General features: G+C 44.1%; 18 protein-coding genes, 1 tRNA gene, 2 rRNA genes, 1 other RNA gene, 2 pseudogenes and 1 other annotated feature (2 of these 25 cut by a window edge). Of the genes and pseudogenes, 20 read left to right on the top strand and 4 right to left on the bottom strand.

Features of this window, described 5'->3' with window-relative positions:
- From MKX62_RS07560 to MKX62_RS07540, 5 genes are all read left to right on the top strand, one after another.
- Nucleotides 1–1,364 (top strand): 23S ribosomal RNA (locus MKX62_RS07560); it begins 1,568 nt to the left of the window's first position.
- Between the two features lie 81 nt (nt 1,365–1,445).
- Nucleotides 1,446–1,561: ribosomal RNA gene (gene rrf, locus MKX62_RS07555) — 5S ribosomal RNA — on the top strand.
- Between the two features lie 304 nt (nt 1,562–1,865).
- Nucleotides 1,866–2,345: a glutathione peroxidase gene (locus MKX62_RS07550; protein WP_187046277.1), complete on the top strand. Its 480-nt coding sequence runs from the start codon at nt 1,866–1,868 to the stop codon at nt 2,343–2,345.
- 103 nt (nt 2,346–2,448) lie between these two features.
- A complete protein-coding gene (gene guaB / locus MKX62_RS07545; RefSeq protein ID WP_067213783.1) occupies nt 2,449–3,912 on the top strand; it encodes an IMP dehydrogenase in 1,464 nt (487 codons plus the stop codon).
- 174 nt (nt 3,913–4,086) lie between these two features.
- Nucleotides 4,087–5,433, top strand: coding sequence for a serine hydrolase (locus MKX62_RS07540; protein WP_067213782.1), 1,347 nt, complete (start codon nt 4,087–4,089; stop codon nt 5,431–5,433).
- Between the two features lie 20 nt (nt 5,434–5,453).
- Here MKX62_RS07540 and pdxR read toward each other — a convergent pair whose 3' ends face one another.
- The gene (gene pdxR / locus MKX62_RS07535; protein WP_067214115.1) at nt 5,454–6,869 is read right to left on the bottom strand and encodes a MocR-like pyridoxine biosynthesis transcription factor PdxR; all 1,416 of its coding nucleotides are present in this window, start codon (nt 6,867–6,869) and stop codon (nt 5,454–5,456) included.
- A gap of 475 nt (nt 6,870–7,344) precedes the next feature.
- Here pdxR and pdxS point away from each other — a divergent pair, with 475 nt between their 5' ends.
- From pdxS to serS, 3 genes are all read left to right on the top strand, one after another.
- Nucleotides 7,345–8,190 carry a pyridoxal 5'-phosphate synthase lyase subunit PdxS gene (gene pdxS, locus MKX62_RS07530; protein ID WP_067213781.1) on the top strand — a complete coding sequence of 282 codons (846 nt, stop codon included), beginning with the start codon at nt 7,345–7,347 and terminating at the stop codon, nt 8,188–8,190.
- Between the two features lie 68 nt (nt 8,191–8,258).
- On the top strand, nt 8,259–8,834 hold the full coding sequence (locus MKX62_RS07525) for an NUDIX hydrolase (RefSeq protein ID WP_340741133.1): 576 nt from the start codon (nt 8,259–8,261) through the stop codon (nt 8,832–8,834).
- A gap of 80 nt (nt 8,835–8,914) precedes the next feature.
- Nucleotides 8,915–9,132: a binding site (T-box leader), on the top strand.
- A 193-nt stretch (nt 9,133–9,325) separates the two neighbouring features.
- Nucleotides 9,326–10,603, top strand: a complete 1,278-nt coding sequence (gene serS, locus MKX62_RS07520; protein WP_067213779.1) for a serine--tRNA ligase — start codon at nt 9,326–9,328, stop codon at nt 10,601–10,603.
- Between the two features lie 58 nt (nt 10,604–10,661).
- On the opposite strand, the gene tadA is transcribed toward serS, so the two are convergent.
- Complete coding sequence (tadA, locus tag MKX62_RS07515; protein WP_338654429.1) at nt 10,662–11,174, bottom strand: tRNA adenosine(34) deaminase TadA; 513 nt, start codon at nt 11,172–11,174, stop codon at nt 10,662–10,664.
- 303 nt (nt 11,175–11,477) lie between these two features.
- Between tadA and MKX62_RS07510 the strand changes: the two genes are divergently transcribed.
- The 5 genes and pseudogenes from MKX62_RS07510 to MKX62_RS07490 all read left to right on the top strand — a co-directional run bounded on the left by MKX62_RS07510 (nt 11,478) and on the right by MKX62_RS07490 (nt 16,446).
- Complete coding sequence (locus tag MKX62_RS07510) at nt 11,478–12,125, top strand: deoxynucleoside kinase (RefSeq protein ID WP_067213777.1); 648 nt, start codon at nt 11,478–11,480, stop codon at nt 12,123–12,125.
- Nucleotides 12,112–12,780 (top strand): deoxynucleoside kinase, encoded by a 669-nt coding sequence (locus MKX62_RS07505; protein WP_067213776.1) that lies wholly within the window; start codon nt 12,112–12,114, stop codon nt 12,778–12,780. Before MKX62_RS07510 ends, MKX62_RS07505 begins: the two co-directional genes overlap by 14 nt.
- 1,724 nt (nt 12,781–14,504) lie before the next feature.
- A pseudogene (locus MKX62_RS07500) lies at nt 14,505–14,966 on the top strand (deoxynucleoside kinase); the annotation flags it as partial.
- 37 nt (nt 14,967–15,003) lie between these two features.
- Nucleotides 15,004–15,567, top strand: a pseudogene (locus tag MKX62_RS07495) (deoxynucleoside kinase).
- 198 nt (nt 15,568–15,765) lie between these two features.
- Complete coding sequence (locus tag MKX62_RS07490) at nt 15,766–16,446, top strand: hypothetical protein (RefSeq protein WP_187046273.1); 681 nt, start codon at nt 15,766–15,768, stop codon at nt 16,444–16,446.
- A 235-nt stretch (nt 16,447–16,681) separates the two neighbouring features.
- Here MKX62_RS07490 and MKX62_RS07485 read toward each other — a convergent pair whose 3' ends face one another.
- On the bottom strand, nt 16,682–18,052 hold the full coding sequence (locus MKX62_RS07485) for an aspartate kinase (RefSeq protein WP_338654435.1): 1,371 nt from the start codon (nt 18,050–18,052) through the stop codon (nt 16,682–16,684).
- Between the two features lie 156 nt (nt 18,053–18,208).
- Here MKX62_RS07485 and MKX62_RS07480 point away from each other — a divergent pair, with 156 nt between their 5' ends.
- From MKX62_RS07480 to thrB, 3 genes are read left to right on the top strand one after another with little or no spacing between them, the layout of a single operon-like run.
- Entirely contained in the window at nt 18,209–19,504 is a 1,296-nt protein-coding gene (locus tag MKX62_RS07480; RefSeq protein ID WP_067213774.1) for a homoserine dehydrogenase, read from the top strand.
- Nucleotides 19,504–20,562 carry a threonine synthase gene (thrC, locus tag MKX62_RS07475; RefSeq protein ID WP_067213773.1) on the top strand — a complete coding sequence of 353 codons (1,059 nt, stop codon included), beginning with the start codon at nt 19,504–19,506 and terminating at the stop codon, nt 20,560–20,562. Before MKX62_RS07480 ends, thrC begins: the two co-directional genes overlap by 1 nt.
- Nucleotides 20,562–21,455 (top strand): homoserine kinase, encoded by an 894-nt coding sequence (gene thrB, locus MKX62_RS07470; RefSeq protein ID WP_338654438.1) that lies wholly within the window; start codon nt 20,562–20,564, stop codon nt 21,453–21,455. The genes thrC and thrB overlap by 1 nt, the downstream gene beginning before the upstream one ends.
- A 380-nt stretch (nt 21,456–21,835) precedes the next feature.
- Here the strand turns inward: thrB and MKX62_RS07465 are convergent.
- Nucleotides 21,836–21,928, bottom strand: a tRNA-Ser gene (locus MKX62_RS07465).
- 118 nt (nt 21,929–22,046) lie between these two features.
- Between MKX62_RS07465 and ffs the strand changes: the two genes are divergently transcribed.
- From ffs to recR, 4 genes are all read left to right on the top strand, one after another.
- Nucleotides 22,047–22,313: signal recognition particle sRNA large type (gene ffs, locus MKX62_RS07460), an RNA gene on the top strand.
- 128 nt (nt 22,314–22,441) lie between these two features.
- Nucleotides 22,442–24,202 (top strand): DNA polymerase III subunit gamma/tau, encoded by a 1,761-nt coding sequence (dnaX, locus tag MKX62_RS07455; RefSeq protein ID WP_340741132.1) that lies wholly within the window; start codon nt 22,442–22,444, stop codon nt 24,200–24,202.
- A 21-nt stretch (nt 24,203–24,223) separates the two neighbouring features.
- The gene (locus tag MKX62_RS07450) at nt 24,224–24,544 is read left to right on the top strand and encodes a YbaB/EbfC family nucleoid-associated protein (protein ID WP_067213770.1); all 321 of its coding nucleotides are present in this window, start codon (nt 24,224–24,226) and stop codon (nt 24,542–24,544) included.
- A gap of 11 nt (nt 24,545–24,555) precedes the next feature.
- On the top strand, nt 24,556–25,000 hold the 5' portion of the coding sequence (gene recR, locus MKX62_RS07445) for a recombination mediator RecR (protein WP_067213769.1). 152 nt of this gene lie beyond the right edge of the window; the window shows 445 of its 597 coding nt (coding positions 1–445); the start codon lies at nt 24,556–24,558; its stop codon lies beyond the right edge, outside the window.

The raw sequence follows: 25,000 nt of genomic DNA, 5'->3' as shown, positions 1-25,000 counted from the left end.
TGTTACAGCAAGGGGATTTATCCCTGAGTCCCTGATTTCACGCTGCCAAGAAAAGCCTCTAGCGAGGCGGGAGGTGCCTGTACCGCAAACCGACACAGGTAGGCGAGGAGAGAATCCTAAGGTGATCGAGAGAACTCTCGTTAAGGAACTCGGCAAAATGACCCCGTAACTTCGGGAGAAGGGGTGCTCTGGTAGGGTGTTAAAGCCCGAGAGAGCCGCAGTGAATAGGCCCAGGCGACTGTTTAGCAAAAACACAGGTCTCTGCAAAACCGCAAGGTGAAGTATAGGGGCTGACGCCTGCCCGGTGCTGGAAGGTTAAGAGGAGAGGTCAGCGCAAGCGAAGCTTCGAATTGAAGCCCCAGTAAACGGCGGCCGTAACTATAACGGTCCTAAGGTAGCGAAATTCCTTGTCGGGTAAGTTCCGACCCGCACGAAAGGCGTAACGATCTGGGCACTGTCTCAACGAGAGACTCGGTGAAATTATAATACCTGTGAAGATGCAGGTTACCCGCGACAGGACGGAAAGACCCCGTGGAGCTTTACTGTAACCTGATATTGAATTCCGGTGCAGCCTGTACAGGATAGGTAGGAGCCTTGGATTCCGGAGCGCTAGCTTCGGATGAGGCGTTGGTGGGATACTACCCTGGCTGTATTGGACTTCTAACCCATGCCCCTTATCGGGGCAGGAGACAGTGTCAGGCGGGCAGTTTGACTGGGGCGGTCGCCTCCTAAAGAGTAACGGAGGCGCCCAAAGGTTCCCTCAGAATGGTTGGACATCATTCGTAGAGTGCAAAGGCATAAGGGAGCTTGACTGCGAGACCTACAAGTCGAGCAGGGTCGAAAGACGGGCTTAGTGATCCGGTGGTTCCGCATGGAAGGGCCATCGCTCAACGGATAAAAGCTACCCCGGGGATAACAGGCTTATCTCCCCCAAGAGTCCACATCGACGGGGAGGTTTGGCACCTCGATGTCGGCTCATCGCATCCTGGGGCTGTAGTCGGTCCCAAGGGTTGGGCTGTTCGCCCATTAAAGCGGTACGCGAGCTGGGTTCAGAACGTCGTGAGACAGTTCGGTCCCTATCCGTCGCGGGCGCAGGAAATTTGAGAGGAGCTGTCCTTAGTACGAGAGGACCGGGATGGACATACCTCTGGTGTACCAGTTGTCTTGCCAAAGGCATCGCTGGGTAGCTATGTATGGACGGGATAAATGCTGAAAGCATCTAAGCATGAAGCCCCCCTCGAGATGAGATTTCCCATTACGCAAGTAAGTAAGATCCCTCAAAGAAGATGAGGTTGATAGGTCTGGGGTGGAAGCACGGCGACGTGTGGAGCTGACGGATACTAATCGATCGAGGACTTAACCAATTTTGAAAAGGGCTTGATTACCCTGATTTTGTGTAGCACAATGTCTGTTTTATTCAGTTTTGAGCGAACAAGCTCAAAGAGTCTGGTGACGATTGCGAAGAGGTCACACCCGTTCCCATCCCGAACACGGAAGTTAAGCTCTTCAGCGCCGATGGTAGTTGGGGGTTTCCCCCTGCGAGAGTAGGACGCCGCCGGTCTCATTGAAAGGCCATTACCTTATAGGTAGTGGCTTTTTTTGTGTTTATTTTTAATGACAATTTGAGATCGTGTTTGGCGGTAAGTAGGAGTATGAAGTGGAAATTAGAAATTAAAAAGAGAAACGTATGTCTATCATTTAAAAATGAATCTAGCTGTAATCAATTCGATTATATAATAGGCCTGTGATGCGTTATGACTGGTCAAACTGAAACAACACACGCCATCTTTCAATCCCGAATCCTTGTAATTATCTTTGATAAAGCCTATTGTTTGTAGACAACTAAAGTTAAAGGAGCTAATCCTATGAGTACAGTCTATGAATTCTCAGTCAAAAAAATAAACGGTGAAATTCAATCAATGGAAGACTATAAAGGAAAGCCTTTGATTATCGTAAATACAGCAAGTAAGTGTGGCTTTACTAGCCAGTTCAAAGAATTGCAGGAACTATATGAAGAACATAAAGAGCAAGGTCTTGTCGTACTTGGTTTTCCATCGGATAATTTCAATAACCAGGAATTCGATGACATCGAAAAGACAATGGAGTTTTGTGAAATCAATTTCGGCGTAACTTTTCCGATGTTTGCAAAAGTCGATGTCAAGGGCGGCCAAGCCGAACCACTTTTCACATATCTTACTTCCCAAAAGAAAGGGATGCTTACAGAGGGCATCAAGTGGAACTTTACGAAGTTTTTGATTGACCGTGAGGGGAATGTTGTAGAACGCTTCGCACCCCAAACATCACCACTTAAAATGAGTAATGCCATTAACGATATTATTCAGTGAATAATAGGAATACTTTTACTTGTTATCACTGACTTGACAGGTATTGTAGCCGCTGATAACCTTTTAATAATATTCAATTGAAACTAATAGGGGGTATATTGAAATGTGGGAATCAAAATTTACGCGTGAAGGGCTTACTTTCGATGATGTGTTGCTTGTACCGGGACCTTCTGAAGTATTACCTAAAGATGTGTCGCTCTCTGTCAATCTGACGAGTAAGATAAAATTAAACATTCCGGTTATCAGTGCAGGAATGGATACAGTTACTGAGTCGAAGATGGCAATTTCCATGGCACGTCAAGGTGGCCTTGGTGTCATCCATAAAAACATGAGTATTGAAGAACAGGCTGAACAAGTTGTTACGGTAAAACGTTCTGAAAATGGCGTAATTACTAATCCATTCTTCCTGTCACCTGAACATCAGGTTTTTGACGCTGAGCATTTGATGAGTAAATACCGCATTTCTGGTGTTCCAATTGTGAATAATAATGAAGAACTAAAACTTGTCGGTATCCTGACGAACCGTGATCTTCGTTTCATTCAAGATTACTCACTTGTTATCGATGATGTTATGACGAAAGAAAACCTTGTGACAGCACCTGTAGGCACAACATTGGAAGATGCAGAGAAAATCTTGCAAAAGTATAAAATCGAGAAGCTTCCAATTGTCGATGAAAATGGAATCCTTAAAGGTTTGATCACAATCAAGGATATTGAGAAAGTAATCGAGTTCCCAAATGCAGCTAAAGATAAACAAGGTCGACTACTTGTTGGTGCTGCTGTTGGTGTTACTACTGATACGATGGTACGTGTAGAGAAGCTTGTGAAAGCGGAAGTCGATGTTATCGTTATTGACACGGCACACGGGCATTCTAAAGGTGTTCTAGACGTAGTTGCTCAGATCAGACAGCGGTTCCCAGAACTTGAAATTATTGCGGGTAATATTGCCACTGCAGAAGCTACACGTGCGCTCTTTGAAGCGGGCGCTGACGTTGTCAAAGTTGGAATTGGCCCTGGTTCAATTTGTACAACGCGTGTCGTTGCAGGTGTTGGTGTTCCGCAAATTACAGCTATCTACGAATGTGCTTCAGAAGCACGTAAGTTAGGCAAAACGATTATTGCTGATGGTGGCATTAAATATTCTGGTGATATCGTCAAAGCACTTGCTGCTGGTGGACATGTTGTCATGCTTGGAAGTCTTCTCGCAGGAACGACGGAAAGTCCAGGGGAAACTGAAATTTTCCAAGGACGCCGTTTCAAAGTCTATCGTGGTATGGGATCGATTGCTGCAATGGAGCAGGGTTCTAAAGATCGTTACTTCCAAGACGATGCAAAAAAACTTGTACCCGAAGGAATCGAAGGGCGTATGCCTTACAAAGGTCCCTTGTCTGATACGATTCATCAGCTAATCGGTGGTGTTCGTGCAGGAATGGGCTATTGCGGTACTAAAGATCTGCAAGATCTGCGTGAAAAAGCACAGTTCATTCGTATGACGGGTGCAGGATTACGTGAAAGTCATCCACACCAAGTACAAATTACAAAAGAAGCTCCGAACTATTCACTTTGATAAAAGGCTTTAACCCAGGAACTAATGTTTTTTGAGTTTTAGGTCGGAATGAAGGAACTTCAGCACCTTTCCTGCGTCTCCATATGAGCAGAAAGGTGCTTTTTTGGTTTAATACCCAAAGAGTAGCCGAAATATGATAAAATGACTTAGGGAAATAGCAATGATGGAGGTATTATGGTGAAGCGAGAAATGAGACGATGGGTGGCATTTTTGTTAGTGCCGCTACTACTAATAATGACACTCGGGACGGTTCCAGTTTACGCCGACTCAGCACTAGGACTCCATGTAGATGGTGCAATATTAATTGACGCGGAAAGTGGAAAAATATTATATGAAGAAAATGCAGATACGCCACTAGGTATTGCAAGTATGACGAAAATGATGACTGAATATATCCTTTTCGAGGCAATCGAAGAAGGTAAAATAAGCTGGGATCAGGAATATAAAGTGAACGATTATACATATGCGGTTTCACAAGACCGTCGGCTTAGTAATGTTCCACTGCGGAGAGATGGTACATACACGATTCGTGAATTGTATGAAGCAGTAGCCATCTATTCTGCAAATGGGGCGACGATAGCTGTTGCAGAAACAATTGCAGGAACAGAAACTGAATTTTTGAAGCTGATGAATGCGAAAGCAGAAGAGCTTGGCTTGAAAGATTATAAATTTGTCAATTCCACGGGTTTGAATAATAGTGACCTTCAAGGAATGCATCCACAAGGGACAGGTGCAGAAGACGAAAACGTCATGCCTGCAAAATCTGTCGCAAAACTAGCTTACCATTTGTTACATGATTATCCGGAAGTTTTGGAAACGACGAAAGTCAAAACAAAAATATTCCGTGAAGGTACTTCTGATGCTATCAAAATGGACAACTGGAATTTCATGCTTCCAGGGTTTGTTTATGAATACGAAGGCGTTGACGGTCTCAAGACAGGTACGACTGACTTTGCAGGGCACAACTTCACCGGGACGGCCACACGCGATGGTAAACGGGTCATTGCAGTTGTTATGAAAGCGGTTGATGCGAAAGGTGTAGGCTCGTACAAAGCACGATTTGATGCGACGCGTGCTTTGTTCGACTACGGTTTCGGTCAATTCTCAGAAGTTGAATTTGTTCCGGCTGGTTATCAGTTCAAAGATTCTAAAACGCTCGACGTTGTCAAAGGGAAAGCGAAAACTGTCGCTGTAGAGGTAAAGGAACCGATCCGTATGATGGTGAAAACGAGTGAAAAGGATCTCTATGTACCTGAACTTGTGATTGATGAATCAAAAATGAAGGACAATGCACTTCAGGCACCTATTAAAAAAGGTACAGTTGTCGGTCATGTCAATCTCGTGAAAACAGAAGGAACGGATTATGGCTTCATTGATTCAACTAATCCGGGAGCTGATGTTGTTACGAAGGATGCAGTTGAGAAGGCTGGCTGGTTCTCGCTTACAATGAGCGCAATCGGTGACTTTTTCGCAAGCATTTGGAGTAGTGCAACAGGGTTTGTAAAAGGTTTGTTTAAATAAAACATCAAGGCGAGGAATCCTTAAATGGATTCTTCGCCTTTTTCAATGGACCATGCATACATGAGATCCTCGATGGCTTGTTTAATGGCCTCTGTAGAAAGGCCGCCGAAGCCGAGAAGGAAGGATGGTTCACCTTCTTTGGGAGCTGTTCTGTAACCGTTTAAGCCGTATACGCGGATGCTTGCCTTCTTTGCTGCTATTGCTAGGGATCTTTCATTTGTTTCAGTGTGGACGGTAAGAATAATGTGCATGCCTGCTTCATCGCCTGAAAATGAAACATGCGGAGCGTAGGATGACAGGGCCTCTGTGAGAACTTGAAGTTTACGTTTATATATTTTCCGCATCCTATTTAAATGGCGTGAAAAGTGACCGTCAGCCATGAAGCGGGCCAGGATGTGCTGGTCGAGCCTTGGTACTGTTGCTGAATAATGAATGAATGCTTTTTCATAACGACTTAGTAACATAAGGGGAAGCACCATATAAGCAATCCGTAGCGATGGCATCAGAGATTTTGAAAATGTACTTAAATAAATGACGTTGCCGCCTTTATCCATACCTTGCAAGGAAGGGATTGGCCTTCCAGTATATCGGAATTCGCTGTCATAATCGTCTTCGATGATAAAATGTTCGTCACCTGATGATGCCCAGTTCAATAAAGCAGTCCTACGCGCTGCTGAGAGGACGATGCCGGTAGGGAATTGATGAGAGGGAGTCACATAGGCAACAGTCGCACCTGAGTGTTGTAGAGACCTTACATCCATCCCTTCTTCATCGACTGCAATCGGAATTGCTTCCCGGTTGTTGTGGAAAAAAACGTGATGAGTAAGCGGGTAGCCGGGATCTTCGATTGCATATGTCGCTGCCGTTCCTAGAATGCGGATGACAAGCGGCATAAGTTGTTCTGTACCTGAACCAATGATGACTTGCTCCGGCGTACAGTCAACGCCGCGGGAGTGATATAAATAGCGTGCAATTTCTTGACGAAGTTCCCAATCACCGTGAGGGTGCCCGAGAAGCAGGAGATCCTTGGAAGACTCGTCCATCACATCTTTTGCGTACTTTCGCCATTGTGTAAAAGGAAATGATTCTGTATCGATTTTACCTGGTGAAAAGTCGAAGGTTATATCTTCAATTTTTTCAACCGGCCTTTTTACGGACAGCTGCATCGGTTGGGCGTAAGCTAGTTCTTCAATTGCCTGCACATAAAAACCTTTTCGAGGTTTCGATGAAATAAACCCCTCTGCTGCAAGCTGTGCATAGGCAAGTTCAACCGTCGTCTGACTGACATCAAGAAAGTCACCAAGTTTTCGTTTAGATGGAAGTTTCATGCCAACTGGCAATTTCCCATCTGTAATATCCCGTCGTATTTGGTTGTACATTTGTTCATATAGCGGCGTATCTGTACTTTTTTCCAATTTGATTAATAGCATCTCCACAGCAACCACTCCATCTGACCCCTTCAACTTGTTTGGAACTGGATGTTTCAATAAGGTCATATTCTATTATACTGAACAATAAGAAAAGAGGGAAGCGCCTGTTCAGAGGCGACAGGCATAAGACGGGCTGACGGAACGGCGCACTTTGCCGTATAGTCGGCACGGCTTATGACCCGAGCCTCTAGGCGCTGGACTCTAGACAATAAGAAAAGAGGGAAGCGCCTGTTCAGAGGCAACAGGCATAAGACGGGTATATAGGAAGGTAGTCTAAGTTCGCGACGTCGTGTCGCAACGACTGCATGACCTGCATCCGGCAGGCCCAAGCGGCGTTCTTTGCCGTATAGTCGGCACGGCTTTCAATGATCACAGCCTAAATTCGCCGCTTCCTGCGGCAATGTCTGTGTGACCCACATCCTGTGGGCCTCCGAGCCTCTAGGCGCTGGACTCTAGACAATATAAAAAGGGGGAAGGTAACATGAATTTTAAATACGGAGGCGTCATCATGGACGTCATTAATGCGGAGCAGGCAAAAATAGCGGAGGCGGCAGGGGCAATTGCAGTAATGGCACTTGAGCGCGTCCCTTCTGATATAAGAAAAGCGGGCGGTGTTGCACGCATGGCGGATCCACGAATCATTACGGACGTACAAGGTGCTGTTTCAATTCCGGTGATGGCGAAAGCACGTATCGGTCATATTTCCGAAGCCCGCGTACTTGAGGCACTTGGTGTTGATTATATCGATGAAAGTGAAGTACTTACTCCTGCGGATGAGGAATTCCATTTACTGAAGAGCGCATACAGTGTGCCGTTCGTTTGTGGAGCTCGTGATCTTGGAGAAGCAGCGCGTCGTCTTGGTGAAGGGGCTAAAATGCTTCGTACAAAAGGCGAACCGGGAACGGGGAATATTGTCGAAGCGGTACGTCACCTTCGTATGGTGAATGCCCAAGTGAGTAGACTTGTTCATATGAATGACGACGAAGTAATGACGGAAGCGCGCAATCTTGGTGCACCTTATGAAATCCTTCTTGCCATCAAAAAACACGGACGTCTACCTGTGACAAACTATGCAGCGGGCGGCGTGGCGACACCTGCAGATGCCGCACTTATGATGGAACTTGGCGCAGATGGCGTATTCGTAGGTTCAGGTATTTTCAAATCCGAAAATCCTGAGAAATTTGCACGTGCAATTGTTAAAGCAACAGAAAACTTCAAAGACTATAAACTGATTGGTGAACTGTCTAAAGACATTGGTGAACCGATGAAAGGGTTAGAAATCGGAACCCTTCAAGTGGAAGAGCGTATGTCAGAACGCGGTTGGTAATTAATTAAGAAAAAAGTGGGGGAGAAATCCCTCGCTTTTTTGTATACTTAATTATAGGGGTGATAAGAATGGAACAATTAAAGGTCTTCGATGAAAACTATACCTATTTGAGAAATGAAAATAGAGCCAAGGTCCACTGTGAGGGACTGTGGCATGAAACCTTCCATTGCTGGCTAGTCGATGATCAGTTTGTCTATATTCAAAAAAGAAGCGCTATTAAAAAAGACTTTCCGGGATTGTTTGATATTACCGCTGCAGGGCATATTCTCTCAACAGAAACTGTGGCAGATGGCATTCGTGAGGTGGAAGAGGAATTAGGCATAGAAGTCGATATAACGAAGCTGCATTCGAAAGGTGTTGTGCGGAACATTATCAAATTGCCCACCTTTATTGATCGTGAGTTTTCGAATGTCTTCTTATATGACTCAACTTTTGCAGCAAGCGAATTTTCATTGCAACAAGAGGAAGTAGAAAGTGTCCATGTCGTGGAGCGACAAGCACTAATTGACCTTTTCGTTAATGAAGTAATGACAGTTAAATGCATCAATATTTTCGATGGAACATTGGCGAAAATTGGTCTCAGCGACTTTGTTCCACACGAAAGAAATTATTTTGAACAAGTTGCACATATCTTTAAAGAGTAATCTTAAGAAAGCGGATACATTTTTTCTTTGAGTGACTTGCCAAAAAAACCAGCTTGTAGTAAAGTAAGGGTAATTTCAAACATGAGACGATGATGGGAAGCAGTAACAAGCACGTTTTTTGAAGAGAGCCGGCGGGTGGTGTGAGCCGGTAAAAACACTTGTGAATCCGTCCCTGAGTAGCCGGGCTGAAACGTTTAGTAGGCCTGAGCCGGCAGTTGAGCCGTTATTTCAATGGAGTGGATTGGACTTGGTTGTCCGGTCAATTTGGGTGGCAACGCGGGTAGTTCTCGTCCCTTTTATAGGGAATCGAGGGCTTTTTTTGTTGTCCAGCTTCAGGTGTCAGCCCCTCGAGTCACTTCCGTCTTACTGATAAAGGCAAAAAGTACCTTTGTTAGCAAGCCTTTCAGCGCTTGTCGGAGCTAAGTGACACCTTACGCTTTTCTTTGTTGTCCACTTTCCATTATCGTCTAAAAATTAAGGAGGAATTATTCATGCTAGATATTAAAAAAGTCCGTGCAAATTTTGATGAAGTGAAAGAGAAGCTATCTAAACGCGGAGAGGATATTTCTCAGCTCGATAAATTCCAAGCACTTGATGATAAGCGTAGAGAATTGATTGCAAAAGTTGAAACCTTGAAAGCGGAACGTAACGAAGTATCTCAAAAGGTCGCTGAAATGAAGCGTAATAAAGAAAATGCAGATGACGTTATTGCACGTACGCGTCAAGTTGGGGAAGACATCAAAAAACTCGACGAAGAACTGCACACAGTTGAGGAAGAATTGAATTATATTATGATGCGTATCCCTAATATCCCGCATGACAGTGTTCCTGTTGGCGATAGCGAAGACGACAATGTCGAAATTCGCGTGTGGGGAGAGAAGCCTGAATTTGGATTTGAGCCAAAGCCACACTGGGAAGTGGGAACGGATTTAAATCTCCTTGATTTTGAACGTGCTGCAAAAGTGACGGGAAGCCGTTTTGTTTTTTACCGAGGACTGGGAGCTCGTCTTGAGCGCGCATTGATTAACTTCATGCTTGACCTTCATATTGAAGAGCACGGCTACGAAGAAATGTTGCCGCCGTATTTGGTGAATCGCACAAGCTTAACGGGTACAGGACAGTTGCCGAAGTTTGAGGAAGATGCATTTTTAATCAACGAAGAGGATTATTTCCTTATTCCGACATCTGAAGTGCCTGTAACGAACTTCCACCGCGACGAAATCTTGAATGTTGCACAATTACCGGTGGCATTTGCGGCGTATAGCACGAACTTCCGTTCAGAGGCGGGATCTGCTGGCCGTGATACGCGCGGTCTAATCCGTCAGCACCAGTTCAACAAAGTTGAGCTTGTTCGTTTCGTGAAGCCGGAAGATTCTTATGATGAACTCGAAAAATTGACAGGTCACGCTGAAAAGGTATTGCAGTTATTGAAATTGCCATACCGTGCGCTAAAAATGTGTACAGCAGATTTAGGATTCACAGCTGCGAAGAAGTATGATTTAGAAGTGTGGATTCCAACACAAAACCTGTACCGCGAGATCTCTTCTTGTTCAAACTTTGAAGATTTCCAGGCGCGTCGTGCAAATATTCGTTTCCGCCGAGAAGCGGGTGCGAAACCGGAATACGTTCACACATTGAATGGCAGCGGGCTAGCAATTGGCCGTACTGTGGCGGCAATCCTTGAAAATTATCAGCAGGAAGATGGTTCTGTCGTTATTCCTGAGGTTCTTCGTCCGTATATGGGTGGAAAAGAAGTTATTACCCTTTAAAAAAAGAAAACGTGCAAGGCGTCATTCGACGTCCTGCACGTTTTCTTTTTTCTCCTGTCTAGGATTCAAGCTCTTGATCAAGGCGCTTACGCTTTTGGTCACTCTTTTTCCGTTCACGAATGGCCCTGAAAAATGCCGTAAGCATCTCCCCGCATTCATCCGCCGACACGCCTTCAACCACATCACATTCATGATTAAATCGTGGATCGTTCAATAAGCGATAGAGTGAGTCGACGCAACCGCCTTTTGGATCACGAGCACCGTAGACAACACGTGGGATTCTAGACTGTAAAATAGCACCTGCGCACATTGGACATGGCTCTAGTGTCACATATAGAGTTGTATCTTCAAGGCGCCAGCTGCCAATTTCTTGACATGCATCTTGAATTGCCGACAACTCTGCATGGGTAACTGCGTTTTGGGTGGTTTCTCGCAAATTATGTGCCCGTGCAATTACTTTATCCTCATGAACGATGATTGCGCCAATCGGTACTTCGCCAAGAGCCTGTGCTTTCATCGCTTCGTCAATTGCCATCTGCATATATAGCCGGTCTTTATTAAAAGTATCCAAAGTCATCACTCCTTGGTGATAGTGTAGCATTATCTAGTGGTGAATGAAGGATGTTTTCTTAATCGAGGTGTTGCCTAACTACAGCGTCCAGATGCGGGGTCAGAAGTCGGTACGGCTAGGAAGGATTAAGCTGCATCCATCCCGGATATAGGGCACTGCTTCACCGTTCCTTAAAATTGTTCCACGTGGAAAAAGTCTGAATGTTGAAGAGTGTGAAACATTTGCTACACTCTATTTTTCATTTCAACCGTGTGATAAAATAAAGAGTACTATATATTATGACGACGTGAAGGAGGATTTCTGATGTCTGTTCCGTTCATAACGGTCGAAGGTCCGATTGGAGTTGGAAAAACGTCACTTTCCAAGGCAATCGCGGACACACAGCAATTCCATCAGCTAAAAGAGATTGTGGATGAAAATCCATTTTTAAATAAATTTTATGACAACATCGAGGAATGGAGTTTCCAAACCGAAATGTTTTTTCTTTGCAATCGATATAAACAGCTTAGCGATATTAAAACCGAGATATTGAGTGAACAAAAACCGGTTGTTGCTGATTATCATATTTTTAAAAACCTCATTTTTGCAAAACGTACATTAGATCCAACAGAATATGTGAAGTACGAGGAAATCTATAAGATTTTGACGAAGGACATGCTTGTTCCGAATATAATTGTTTACCTACACGCGAGCCTAGACACACTTATGAAGCGTATTTCACAGCGTGGGCGTGCATTTGAGAAAAACATGGATCCCGCTTATTTGCAGCAACTTGCGGAAGATTACGAGACGTTCATCACGTATTTTGAATCGGCACATCCTGAAATTCCTGTTCTTCGGTTCAACGGAGATGATCTAGATTTCGTTAACAGCGAAGAGGATCTGCAATTCATTTTAGATACTGTCGATGCGACGATACGAAAAGGAGTTACATTGAATGAACTTACGTGAAAAATACGGCATCCCTCAAAATGCTGTCATTACAATTGCAGGGACGGTGGGGGTCGGCAAGTCAACGATGACGCAGGCACTTGCGGATGCACTGAATTTCAGGACATCATTTGAAAATGTCGATCAGAATCCCTACCTCGATCTTTTTTACAATGACTTTGAAAAGTGGAGCTTCCATTTACAAATTTACTTCTTGGCAGAGCGATTCAAGGAGCAGAAACGTATATTTGAATATGGCGGCGGATTTATCCAAGACCGTTCGATTTATGAAGATACAGGTATTTTTGCAAAAATGCATATGGAAAAAGGGACGATGAACCCGGTTGATTATGATACGTATACGAATCTGTTTGAAGCAATGGTTATGACACCCTATTTTCCGCATCCGGATTTGCTGGTTTATTTGGAAGGACCGCTTGACGGCATCATTTCACGTGTCAAAGAACGCGGTCGCGTGATGGAACAGGAGACACCGGTTTCATACTGGGAAGAGATGCACGGACGCTATGAGAATTGGATCAATTCGTTCAATGCATGCCCGGTATTACGTCTAGATATCAATGATTATGATCTTCTTACTAATCCGCGAGAAGTGGAAACGATTGTTGAGAAAATAGGACATTCCCTGAAGCAAACGTCACTTTTGAAAAAATGAAATCATCCCCAAAAATATAACGGATACTCTTTTTGAGGACAAAAAATTAGCAGGGCAAAACAGGGGCCAATTCGCATTAGCGGACAGGTCCCTATTTGTTCAACTAACTGGCCAGTTTGATCTTTAAGCCGACAAAAACAACAAACAGGCCTTTACACGATGCGGTAAAAGAGAACTGTTCTTTTCTCTAAACCTAATCGTCTGTCTTGGATGTCAACTTGATGTCAGCCAGGTGCTTCGCGACAACCTTCTTCCCTTCTTCCACTTGCTCGTCCGTGAAACCTTTACTCGTCATATTCGACTGCCACCTTACAAGATAGTCGCTTACTCTGTCCACTCGATCTGCTGTGCTGGCCGCGGATACTTCATGGCTAAAGCTGAGTTCCTCCTCAGCCCAATCATCAATAAAGTGGGCGCTGGCTAAAACCAAAACTGAACATGCAATGGCGACTATTGAACACACTATGGCTATCACTTTGTACGGCATTCCCATTCCCCCCAGACAGCTTCTTTTCTTAACTGTACAGGAACTTCAGGGTTAATTAAAACTAAAAATTCCGATAAATAACGAGAGATACCCATTTATTTCGGAAGGAATTTCATCTTATCCATTTCCTTCGACAGCTTAATTTGTCTAATGCTGATGGTGTGTAGGGGAAATTTCTTTTTTCGCGAGTCATTAAAATTGTTGCGATAGAAAAGCGGTTAATTCGTGGGAAATACGGAAAAAGCCCTAGTACTTGGAATGAATTAGGATTCCCACTAATACCGCTTCGACGCTTTGTGGATGCCTCCCGCGATAAGCCAGAAAGGAGACCGCTTTCAGTCTTATCGCTCCGGCTACCACGAAGACGCGCCTGCGCTAGATAGTCTATGTGAGAAAGCGCATTTCATAATCAGGGATTAGACCCGCAATCTGTATTGCAAATTTCTCGAATTAAATTTATATCAAATAGTAATCACCTTACATTCTCGCCATATACATCTCAAAATCGCATTTCTCTCGATATTGAATACCCTAGCGCAGGCGTGGCAAAGGGTTCGCCAAAGCGCCAAGCGTTCTACAATTCACACCCCGAATTACACCTCGTTTATTATTGAGTGCCATGGCAGATTCAATGGGATTCTTTAACTCAACTTTTCATAGATAATGGAGAAATAATCATACATAAAAATCCGTCGATTGATGGAGAATCAGATTGATAGTCACAACTGTTGATTAACCATTCTCTCGCATAAAAAACAGGTAAGAAAGGCTTGAAAAACTCTGTTTTCACGGGATCATTTCCGGTCAGCTTTTGGCAAACCAGCCACACCCTTTTTAGTAATCCCGTTATGAATAGTTACCTGTCGCATTCCTATACATCAAAACATCTCGGTAATCGTATAGAGGTCGTTCAATCCAAAGATACTGTACAAGAAGTGCCTAGTGTTTGATTCAGTTATTCACTGGTATTTTTTGGTTAATCAACCCATGTGATTGAAAGTAGAACTATAAACACCCATCTCACATAGAAGCAGTTTCCGGGTATGTTTACGCCACTAATTTAAGACAAACGGCACATCATCTCATTTAGATGGTGTGCCGTTTTATCTATATGTATATTGAATAATTGGATACCTATATAAACTCATTAAGTGCAGGCGCCTTAACAGGGATAGCCAACCGAAAAACGAAGAATACAGTTAATGCCAAGAGGCATCCCCGAGCGTCGTAGCGTATTCAATGGCATTTCTTATTTAAAATGTATTTTCTTTGTAATCGATATAAACAGCTTAGAGATACGAAAACCGAGATATTGATTGAACAAAAACCGGTTGTTTCTGATTATCATATTTTTAAAAACCTCATTTTCGCGAAACGGACATTAAGTCCGTAAGAGTATATGAAGTACGAGGAAATTTATAAGATTTTGACGAAGGACAAGCCTGTCCCAAACGTCATTATCTACCTTCACGCAAGCTTGGACACGCTTGTAAAGCGTATTTCCCAGCGCGGGCGTGATTTTGAAAAAAACATGGATCCCATTTATTTGCAGCAACTTGCGGAAGATTACGAGACGTTCATCACGTATTTTGAATCGGCACATCCTGTTCTTCGGTTCAACGGAGATGATCTTGATTTCGTCAACAGTGAAGAGGATCTGCAATTCATTTTAGATACTGTCGACGCGACGATACGAAAAGGAGCAAGATTGAACGAACTAACGCGAAAAATATGGCATCCCGCAAAATGCTGTTATTACAATTGCGGGGACAGTTGGCGTTGGCAAGTCGACGATGACGTAGGCGCTTGCGGATGCACTCCACTTACAGATTTACTTCCTGGCAGAGCGCTTCAAGGAACAGAAACGGATTTTCGAATATGGCGGCGGTTTTATCCAAGACCGTTCGATTTATGAAGATACAGGCATTTTTGCGAAAATGCATATGGAAAAAGGGACGATGAATCTCGTTGACTATGATACGTATACCAATCTGTTTGAAGCGATGGTTATGACACCGTATTTCCCGCATCCGGATTTACTTTCCTACTTGGAGGGGCCGCTTGACGGGATTATCTCGCGTGTGAAAGAGCGCGGTCGTATAATGGAACAGGAGACACCAATTGCTTACTGGAAAGAGATGCATGGGCGGTATGAGAATTGGATTAATTCATTCAATGCGTGCCCAATATTACGTTTCGATATTAATGACTATGATCTTATTAATAATCCTATTGAAGTGGAAACGATTGTCGATAAAATCGGGCATTCCCTTAAGCAAACCTCACTTTTGAAGAAATGAACTAAACTAAACTACAAGAATGTAGCCGGTATTATGGGCTGCATTTTTTATTTCACAAGTTTTACCCATTTTGAATAGGATGTAATGGTTACACCTGTGGGAGACTTGGGAGTTAAGAATGATTACGGATACGATTGTTAAGCAATTTCCTTATCTGTTTATTTGAATGAAACTATGGCTTAAAGGAGTGATTGTGAAGTGAACCCTTATTCGAACGGATTACCCTCTTATCCTGTCGGGCCGAGTTATCAAGGGCCATATTCACATTATACGGCGCCCGTCAGGTATATCTTAAATAACCAAACTGATGTATATGGCAGATGTTGCATAAGTAAGGCGAAAGCCGACTTTATGAGCATGAACCGGCTTCTCTGGATGGAGCATGTCAACTGGACGAGGATGACGATTATGGGCATCGTATTCGGCTTGCCGGATTTACCGTCTGTCCAAGAGCGTCTTTTGAGAAATGCGACGGATTTGGGGAATTGCTTACGGCCCTTTTATGGCGATAATATAGCGGATAGATACGCCGCACTGATTAAAGAACATTTAGTGCTAGCTGCTGAATTAGTAACGGCAGCTGCAAAAGGGGATCCGAACAAGGCGGCGGAAGCGGAGAAACAATGGTATAGGAATGCAGACGATATCGCCGACCTTTTAAGTAGCATCAATCCGTATTTAAACAAAGAAGAATTTAGAAAAATGTTTTATACGCATTTGGCTTTAACCAAACAGGAAGCAGTTTATATGCTTCAGAAAAACTATAAGGCTGATATTGAAGTGTTCGATAAAATCGAAGCGGAAGCTTTAGAAATGTCGGATTTGATAGCGGGTGGCATTGTTAAGCAGTTTCCAGGTATGTTTATGCCGCTATGTTAAGACAAATGGCACACCATCTAATGAGATGGTGTGCCGTTTTATCTATATGTATATTGAGTAATTCGATACCTAAATAAACTCATGAAGCGCAGGCGCTTTAACAGGGTTAGCCAACCGAACGACGAAGAATATTGTTAATTCCAAGAGGTTAATCCATATAGGTTAATGGATACTTTATCTGGCTTATGGTGGGAGGAATCCCCGAGCAACGTAGCGAATTCAATGGAATTTTTTATTAGTTGGAAAGAACCGCAGATTTCAGAAAAAATTCAGCGTACAGTTCTTTTAAGATTTTTGTTTCGTCTTTTTTATGAACGCCGAAGACAAGGCTGACTTCTGATGAACCTTGGTTGATCATTTGGATACTAGCACCAGTGCGTGCGATGGCTGAGGCGGCACGTGCAGCCAGTCCAGTAGAATGACGCATTCCTTCGCCTACAAGAACGATCATGGAGTAATTAGAATGCATATGGACGTGATCCGCGTTCAATTCCTCTTTTGCTCGGCGTACAATCCGTGCTTCTTTATCCGCATTGAGAAATTTACTTCTGATGATGACAGACAAGTTATCAATACCGGAAGGCGTGTGCTCAAATGGAATTTCTTCTTCCTCTAGGATTTGCAATAACTTTCTTCCGAAACCAATTTCCTGGTTCATTAAATATTTGTCGACAAACAGTGTGGAAAATCCACTATCAGCGGCAATACCAATGACCGGCTGTGCAAAGTAATTTCGTTCATTGACGATAAGTGTTCCCGGAGCCTCCGGATTATTGGTGTTTTTAATGCACACAGGAATGGAACGACGGAATGCGGGCATTAGCGCTTCGTCGTGAAAGACGGAGAATCCTGCATAGGCTAGTTCCCGCATTTCACGGTAAGTCATTTTATCGATGCCGACCGGATTGTCGACAACATTCGGGTTGGCTGCAAAGACTGAGTCAACGTCTGTAAAATTTTCATACAGCTCAGCTTCTGTCGCTGCGGCAAGTAGAGATCCTGTGATGTCCGATCCACCTCTGTTGAATGTCCGAAGTGTTCCGTCTGTCGTGTAGCCAAAAAAGCCTGGGAAAACGATAATACCTGGTTTGTCGCGTAATTGTGCAAGCTGGTCATCGCCTTCAGGGAGTGCGCGTACCCGTTCTGGTCGTTCATTGACCAGTAGACCGGCCTCTTTTGGACACATATAGTGTGCATCCATTCCAATGTGTGTGAAGTAGGCAGCAATTAGCTTCGCGTTGTTGTCTTCTCCAGATGCTTTTAAGCAATCCATGAAGAGATTGGCGTCATTTACATCGTTAGCGAGACGTCCATGCAAATCATTTTCGATAACGGATACGATCTCCATTGAAAGACCAAGTCCTGCAGCGATCTGTTGATAGCGGGCTACTACTTCCTTAAATTCAATTTCTGTGTCTTCCCCCCTAAGGGCTTTTTCAGCAAGTTGGATTAGTAGATCCGTTACTTTTTCATCTGAGCCAAACCGTTTGCCGGGTGCTGAGACAACAATGATTTTACGACTGGGATCAGTTTTTACGATTTGAGCGACTTTTTTTATTTGATCGGAAGACGCTACTGAAGTACCTCCAAATTTGCAAACTTTCACAATCATCAAATCCTTTCTATTATATAATGGGATGAATGTATTTATTCTATGACTTTATCACAAAAAGGTTGTTATTATCCGAATATTTCACTATAATGTCTTTATGCAAAGAACAATTGTTTTTTCATAGTGTACATACAGTTAGGAGAATCGTCAATGAGAAATGAAATTAATATTGGATTATTAGGATTTGGGGTTGTCGGCAGCGGGGTGGCTAAAATCTTGCAAGATCACCAAGAAGACCTCCATCATAAACTTGGCGTTCCTGTCAAAATTAAAAAAGTTCTTGTGAAAAATTTACATAAAAATCGGGAAACAACACTTTCATTGGAAACATTCACGGATAATTTGTATGAAGTGCTTGAAGACTCGTCTATAGATTTAATAGTAGAAGTGATGGGCGGGACCTTCGATGCGAAAGAAGCGATTGAAAGTTCCCTGCGGGCTGGAAAAGGTGTCGTAACTGCCAATAAAGACGTTATGGCAGAATTCGGACCTGGATTATTGAAGCTGGCGGATGAAAACAAGTGTGATCTGTTTTACGAAGCAAGCGTCGGGGGCGGAATCCCGTTAATTCGCACCCTTGAAGATGGACTTGCTTCTGACCGAATCCGTGCGTTGACAGGTATTGTGAATGGAACAACGAACTTCATCTTAACAAAAATGAAACATGAAAAAATGTCTTATGAAGATGCATTGGCAGAGGCGACGGCACTTGGTTTTGCAGAGGCAGATCCATCGGCGGATGTTGATGGCATTGATGCAGCGCGCAAAATGGTTATTTTGGCTTCATTGTCTTTCTCAACCGAAGTCCGTCTGGGCGATGTTTTTGTGAGAGGGATGAAGGAAATCCAAGAAGGCGATCTAGAACTGGCTGAGCAGTTTGGCTATACGGTGAAGTTAGCGGGGTCAGCTAAGAAGAATGAGGATGGTATTGAAGTAGCTGTAGAGCCTGTGTTTTTCCCGAATTCGCATCCTTTGGCATCAGTGAACAATGAGTTCAATGCCGTATATATTTATGGAGATGCAGTTGGAGAAACAATGTTCTATGGACCGGGGGCTGGATCAATGCCGACTGCCACGTCTGTAACGGGAGATATTATTGCAGCGTGCCGTAATTTGCTGCTAGGTGTCAACGGCAAAAGGTTACACGCACCTCAGTATGAGCGAAAAGTGAAAAGTGATAGTAATAAGTTCGCACGTTATTTCCACCGAATTCGCGTGAGAGACGAAGTAGGTGTCCTGACGAAATTAACGTCTATTTATAGCAAGCACGGTGCAAGTCTGGCGACGGTTGTTCAGCATTCCGATAAAAAGGCGGCTGACGCGGACCTGATTTTCATCACGCATCAAATTTCGAGACAACAGCATTTAGATATTGTGAATGAATTGAACGAGACACCAAAGGTAATCGGCGTACTAAGCCATTACCGGGTAGAGGGGGAAGAATGATGAAAAGATGGAATGGATTAATTGAGGAATATAAAGAATGGTTACCGGTGACAGAAAATACGCCGGCGTTAACGTTGCAGGAAGGGAATACCCCTCTTATTCACATGCCAAATTTATCTGAACAATGGGGCATTAACCTTTACGTGAAAACGGAAGGAACGAATCCAACTGGTTCATTTAAAGACCGGGGCATGGTTATGGCGGTCGCAAAAGCGAAAGAAGAAGGAAAAAAAGTTCTTATTTGTGCATCAACGGGTAATACGTCTGCAGCGGCGGCGGCATACGGTGCTCGTGCTGGAATGCGGACAATTGTAGTTATTCCGGAAGGTCGAATCGCACTTGGCAAGTTGGCTCAGGCGAAAATGTATGGCGCAGAAATTGTAGAAATCGAAGGCAACTTTGACGAAGCATTGGCTATGGTGCGTGCGGCTGGCGAGGGAGACGTTGCGCTCGTGAACTCGGTTAACCCGTATCGCCTTGAAGGTCAAAAGACAATTGCGTTTGAAACGATTGAGCAACTTGGAAAAGTACCGGATATTTTTGCACTTCCGGTTGGGAACGCAGGTAATATTTCGGCGGCTTGGAAAGGTTTCAAAGAATATGCTGATAAGAAGGGTACTGAGTTACCGGTTCTTCTTGGTGTACAAGCCGACGGAGCTGCACCGATTGTTTATAATCGCGTATTCGAAAACCCCGAAACGGTTGCAACGGCAATTCGAATCGGTAATCCCGCAAGTTGGGAACTGGCGAACAATGCCTTGGCGGAGTCGAATGGAACAATTCTCGCTGTAACAGATGAAGAGATTTTAGAAGCATATAGTTTAATCGCTTCATCTGAAGGTGTTTTTGCAGAACCAGGCTCATGTGCTTCAATTGCGGGCGTTAAAAAACAAGTGGAGAGCGGCTTGTTGAAAAAAGGTTCAACTGTAGTTGCTGTATTGACGGGTAACGGTCTAAAAGATCCAGATACAGCAATTGAAGTAAATAAAGAGAAACCAATGATGTCACGGGAACAATTTGATGCGTTTCTTAGTGAGTTAAAGGCGGGGGCAAAGTAATGGCAGAATCCAATTTTTCCGTTGTCGTACCTGCATCGACGGCAAATCTTGGGCCAGGCTTCGATAGTATCGGACTTGCACTTAATCTTTATATGACGGTGAATGTATCGCCGTCAGAGGATTGGGAAGTTACGTATAAAGACGATGGTTTTGAAGATTTACCGACCGGTGAAAATAATTTAATTGTGAAGACAGTTACTAATATAGCTGAGCGAAAAGGGCGTGTTGCACCAGCATCACGACTTATCATTCAGTCGGATATTCCGCTTGGTAAAGGACTTGGAAGCAGTGCAACGGCAATTGCAGCAGGAATTGAAATTGCAAACCAACTTCTTGAATTGAATCTTTCCGCGAAGGAAAAAGTGCTTCTAGGTAGTGGATATGAAGGGCACGCGGATAATATCTCGGCTGCACTTCTTGGGGGAGTGACAATTTCTTATTTTGATGGCGTGGAAATGGATGTCGTTCATATAAGAGAACCAAAAATGGGAGCTGTGATACTTGTTCCGCCTGAGGCATTGCTGACGGAAGCATCTAGGGGGCTTCTGCCAGGCCAACTCTCACATTCAGAAGCAATACGTAGTAGCGCAGCGGGGAATGTACTTTCAGCAGCGATTGCCCGGGATGATTGGGAAACGGCGGGGCGTATGATGGAAAAGGATATCTTTCATGAGCCGTATCGTAAGAAGTTATTTCCTGAGTTCGACCGGATCCGTGAAGTTTGCCACGAGTACGGTGCGTATGGCATGACAATTAGTGGAGCGGGTCCTTCTCTTTTCGTGGCTGTGAAACAAGGTAACGAGGGCGAATTGGCAAAGCGATTGGCAGTTGCGTTCCCGTACTATGGTTGTATTGCTGTCAAACCGTCTAATGCGGGTGCTGTGGTTAATTGAATAGAGAAAAGCGCAAGCGCAAGCGCCTCGGTAGACCCGAAAAGCGCTGGCCGACTAAATTCGCCACGTCCTGTGGCAACGTCGGCACTAGTACGTCCTGTACGTCGGAGGGTCTGAAGATAAAGGCGCTCTTTGCCTTTAACTTAAAGACTGAAGCGACAGAGGAAGGCAGCTTAGGATCGCGACATCCTGTCGCAACAGCTACATGACCCACGTCCTGTGGGCCCAGGGGCTAGGCGCTGGAGCCTAGACAGAACAAAAAAGAAGCGGACCAGTAAAATGGCTCCGCTTCTTAAAGTTTAATTACTATAATAGGCAAAATAAAAATTCGTTATCTACTAACGAATTCGATTTCAAGCATATACGTTTAGTTGAAAAAATGGAGGAGGTAGAGGGATTCGAACCCCCGCGGGATTTGACTCCCCTGTCGGTTTTCAAGACCGATCCCTTCAGCCGAGCTTGGGTATACCTCCGTATCAACAATTAATAATTTATCATGTTTGAAATGAAGTGTCAACAGTTTTATAAAAATAACTTTGTTCACATGATATTAATTGATTTAATCTAGCAGATTGAGTATACTTGTAAATGCCGTGCTAGGTGGGGAGATAGCGGTGTCCTGTAACTTGCAATCCGCTCTAGCAAGACTGAATCCCTTCCCGAGGCTGTCCGTATTGTAGGGTCTGCCTCTTGCACGCAGTGTTGACGTTTGGGTCCCGCGCAATGGGAACCTATGAACTATGTCAGGTCCGGAAGGAAGCAGCATTAAGTAGAATTTCTCATGTGCCGCGGGGTCGCCTAGACCGAGCTGGCGACAGGAGTAACGCTTATGTGTGGCTGTCGGAGGAAGGTGCACGGCATTAATTTCACAATTCGACTCGTCCGTTTCTGCGGACGAGTTTTTTGTTGCGCTAATAAAGGATTCGTATAGGCGTTTGTGCTATAATGGAAACATTAGCGCATTGCGTCAAAAGGAGAGGAAACTGTTGGTGTATCAAGCTTTTTACCGCGTATATCGGCCTCAATCATTTGCTGAGATGTCCGGACAGCAACATGTGAAACAGACACTTCAGAACGCCCTCCTTCATAATAAGACGACACATGCTTATCTTTTCTCGGGTCCAAGAGGTACAGGGAAGACAAGTGCGGCGAAAGTTTTTGCGAAAGCGTTAAATTGCGAAAATGGTCCAGCAAAAGAACCGTGCAATGAGTGTCCGACGTGTATCAGCATCACGGAAGGGTCGAATACGGATGTCATCGAATTTGATGCAGCTTCGAACTCACGTGTTGAGGAAATGCGAGACATTATTGAAAAGGTACGGTTTGCCCCGTCGAATGCTCGTTTTAAAGTATATATTATCGATGAGGTACATATGTTATCAAATTCGGCATTCAATGCGCTTTTGAAAACTCTTGAGGAACCGCCATCGCATGTCGTATTTATCTTAGCAACCACAGAACCGCATAAACTACCATTGACGATTATTTCGAGGTGTCAGCGCTTCGATTTTAAACCAATTACACCGGCTGATATTACTAATCGAATGAAGACGGTACTTGCGGATACGGGTATTGAGTCTGATGAAAGTGCTTTGAAAGTAATTGCGCAGGCGGCTTCTGGAGGAATGCGTGATGCACTCAGTATGCTTGACCAAGTTGTGTCGTTTAGTGGAGACAAGATAACAATTGAAGATGCACTGCTTGTAACCGGATCAATTGGTGAAGACGTTTTCCATCAGTTGGCGGAAGCGCTACTTGGTAAAGACGCTGGCATGGTACTGACATTGCTTGATCGACTTATTGCGGAGGGAAAAGATGTTTCCAGGCTAGCAGAAGATTTAATCACGTTTTTCCGGGATCTTCTTCTTCTGCGAACAGCACCCAGCTTAAAAGATTTACTCGAACTCATACCTGGCGATGAACGGTTTGTAGAAATGGCACAACGATTTGAAATGGATACGTTGTACTTATTCATTGACATACTGGCAAAAACGCAACAGGAAATGCGGTTCTCCAATCATGCAAAAGTCTATATTGAGTCTGCCTTTTTGAAAATGATTCATCTTGACAGCCCCGTGCAGGTCAGTGGAGGCAATCATGCCATTGATCCGGGGCTTACGCAGAAGGTAGCAGATCTTGAGCGCACAATTATGGAGTTGCAACAGCAGATGTCTAGTGGTGGAATGAATAAGCAGACGGCTGCAGATCAATCCGCTCAACCACGGAAAAATGCGTCAAAATCGTCGCAAGGCTTCAAAGTTCCGACAGGTAAAATTCACGAAGTATTGAAATCTGCGACAAAACAAGACATCCAGACGATTCGGGAAGAATGGGCGGGGATGATGCAGACAATGCAAAGGTCACATGCCGCGCTTCTCGAAGAGACAGAACCAGTCGCAGCATCAGAGAATGCTTTTGTGTTAAAATTCAAATATGAAATCCATTGCCTCATGGCGTCTGAAAATCCGTCACTTCGGTCGGGCTTGTCAGATGCCTTACGTTCACGAACCGGGAAAGCATATGAAGTCGTGTATGTGCCTGAAGAAGGTTGGTTGAGTGTAAGGGGAGACTTCATTCGGAAAAATGGGCTCGCTAAACAACAAGAGCCGGAAAGTTCTGATGAAGGGGTGCCTGGTGAAGAAATGCTTTCTTTCGTAAAGGAAGCAGAACAGGAAAATGCGGATCCGATTGTAACTGAGGCGGAAAAGATTTTCGGTAAAGATTTCATAGAAGTCCATGACGATTAAAAATTAGAGGAGGAAACAAACATGAAGGGTATGGGAAATATGCAAGGCATGATGAAACAAATGCAGAAAATGCAAAAACAAATGGCTGTAGCACAGGAAGAGCTTGGTGAAAAACGTCTTGAGGGTGCAGCAGGTGGCGGTATGGTAAAAGTCATCGTATCTGGAGATAAGCAGGTTGTCGAAGTAATCGTTGACCCGTCCGTAGTGGATCCGGAAGATGTTGAAATGTTACAAGACCTTATTGTCATTGCTACGAATGATGCTATGGCTAAAGCGGAAGAATTAACGAACTCGACGATGGGTCAATTCACAAAAGGATTGAATCTGCCAGGAATGTTCTAGGAGGCACATAAATGCATTATCCTGAACCAATATCAAAACTGATGGATAGTTTTATGAAATTGCCAGGTATCGGCCCGAAAACAGCGGGTCGTCTGGCGTTTTTTGTCTTAAGCATGAAGGAAGATACTGTGTTGGATTTTGCAAAAGCTCTGGTTGACGCTAAACGGAATCTGCGTTTTTGCTCAGTTTGCGGTCATATTACAGATATCGACCCCTGCCACATTTGTCAGGATACACAACGCGATGGTTCGATAATTTGTGTTGTTCAAGACCCGAAAGACGTTATTGCCTTGGAGAAGATGAGGGATTTCAAGGGGCTTTATCATGTCCTTCACGGTGCTATCTCGCCGATGGATGGAGTTGGCCCTGAGGATATTAATGTCCCGTCGCTACTTGTTCGATTGCAGAATGAAGAGGTTGAGGAATTGATCCTAGCCACGAACCCTACAATAGAAG

The organism is Sporosarcina sp. FSL K6-5500 (genome assembly GCF_038005665.1).
In the GTDB taxonomy this organism is placed as follows: domain Bacteria; phylum Bacillota; class Bacilli; order Bacillales_A; family Planococcaceae; genus Sporosarcina; species Sporosarcina psychrophila.
The sequence above is the reverse complement of the archived record's forward strand: the minus strand, read 5'-3'. Positions and strand labels throughout refer to the sequence as shown.

Excerpts from the sequence above, each read along its gene's own strand:
- thrB (WP_338654438.1), top strand. The coding sequence starts at position 20,562 with ATGGCAGAATCCAATTTTTCCGTTGTCGTACCTGCATCGACGGCAAAT.
- MKX62_RS07450 (WP_067213770.1), top strand. The coding sequence starts at position 24,224 with ATGAAGGGTATGGGAAATATGCAAGGCATGATGAAACAAATGCAGAAA.
- pdxS (WP_067213781.1), top strand. The coding sequence starts at position 7,345 with ATGAATTTTAAATACGGAGGCGTCATCATGGACGTCATTAATGCGGAG.
- MKX62_RS07480 (WP_067213774.1), top strand. The coding sequence starts at position 18,209 with ATGAGAAATGAAATTAATATTGGATTATTAGGATTTGGGGTTGTCGGC.
- guaB (WP_067213783.1), top strand. The coding sequence starts at position 2,449 with ATGTGGGAATCAAAATTTACGCGTGAAGGGCTTACTTTCGATGATGTG.
- MKX62_RS07540 (WP_067213782.1), top strand. The coding sequence starts at position 4,087 with ATGGTGAAGCGAGAAATGAGACGATGGGTGGCATTTTTGTTAGTGCCG.
- MKX62_RS07525 (WP_340741133.1), top strand. The coding sequence starts at position 8,259 with ATGGAACAATTAAAGGTCTTCGATGAAAACTATACCTATTTGAGAAAT.
- MKX62_RS07550 (WP_187046277.1), top strand. The coding sequence starts at position 1,866 with ATGAGTACAGTCTATGAATTCTCAGTCAAAAAAATAAACGGTGAAATT.
- MKX62_RS07510 (WP_067213777.1), top strand. The coding sequence starts at position 11,478 with ATGTCTGTTCCGTTCATAACGGTCGAAGGTCCGATTGGAGTTGGAAAA.
- thrC (WP_067213773.1), top strand. The coding sequence starts at position 19,504 with ATGAAAAGATGGAATGGATTAATTGAGGAATATAAAGAATGGTTACCG.
- serS (WP_067213779.1), top strand. The coding sequence starts at position 9,326 with ATGCTAGATATTAAAAAAGTCCGTGCAAATTTTGATGAAGTGAAAGAG.
- MKX62_RS07505 (WP_067213776.1), top strand. The coding sequence starts at position 12,112 with ATGAACTTACGTGAAAAATACGGCATCCCTCAAAATGCTGTCATTACA.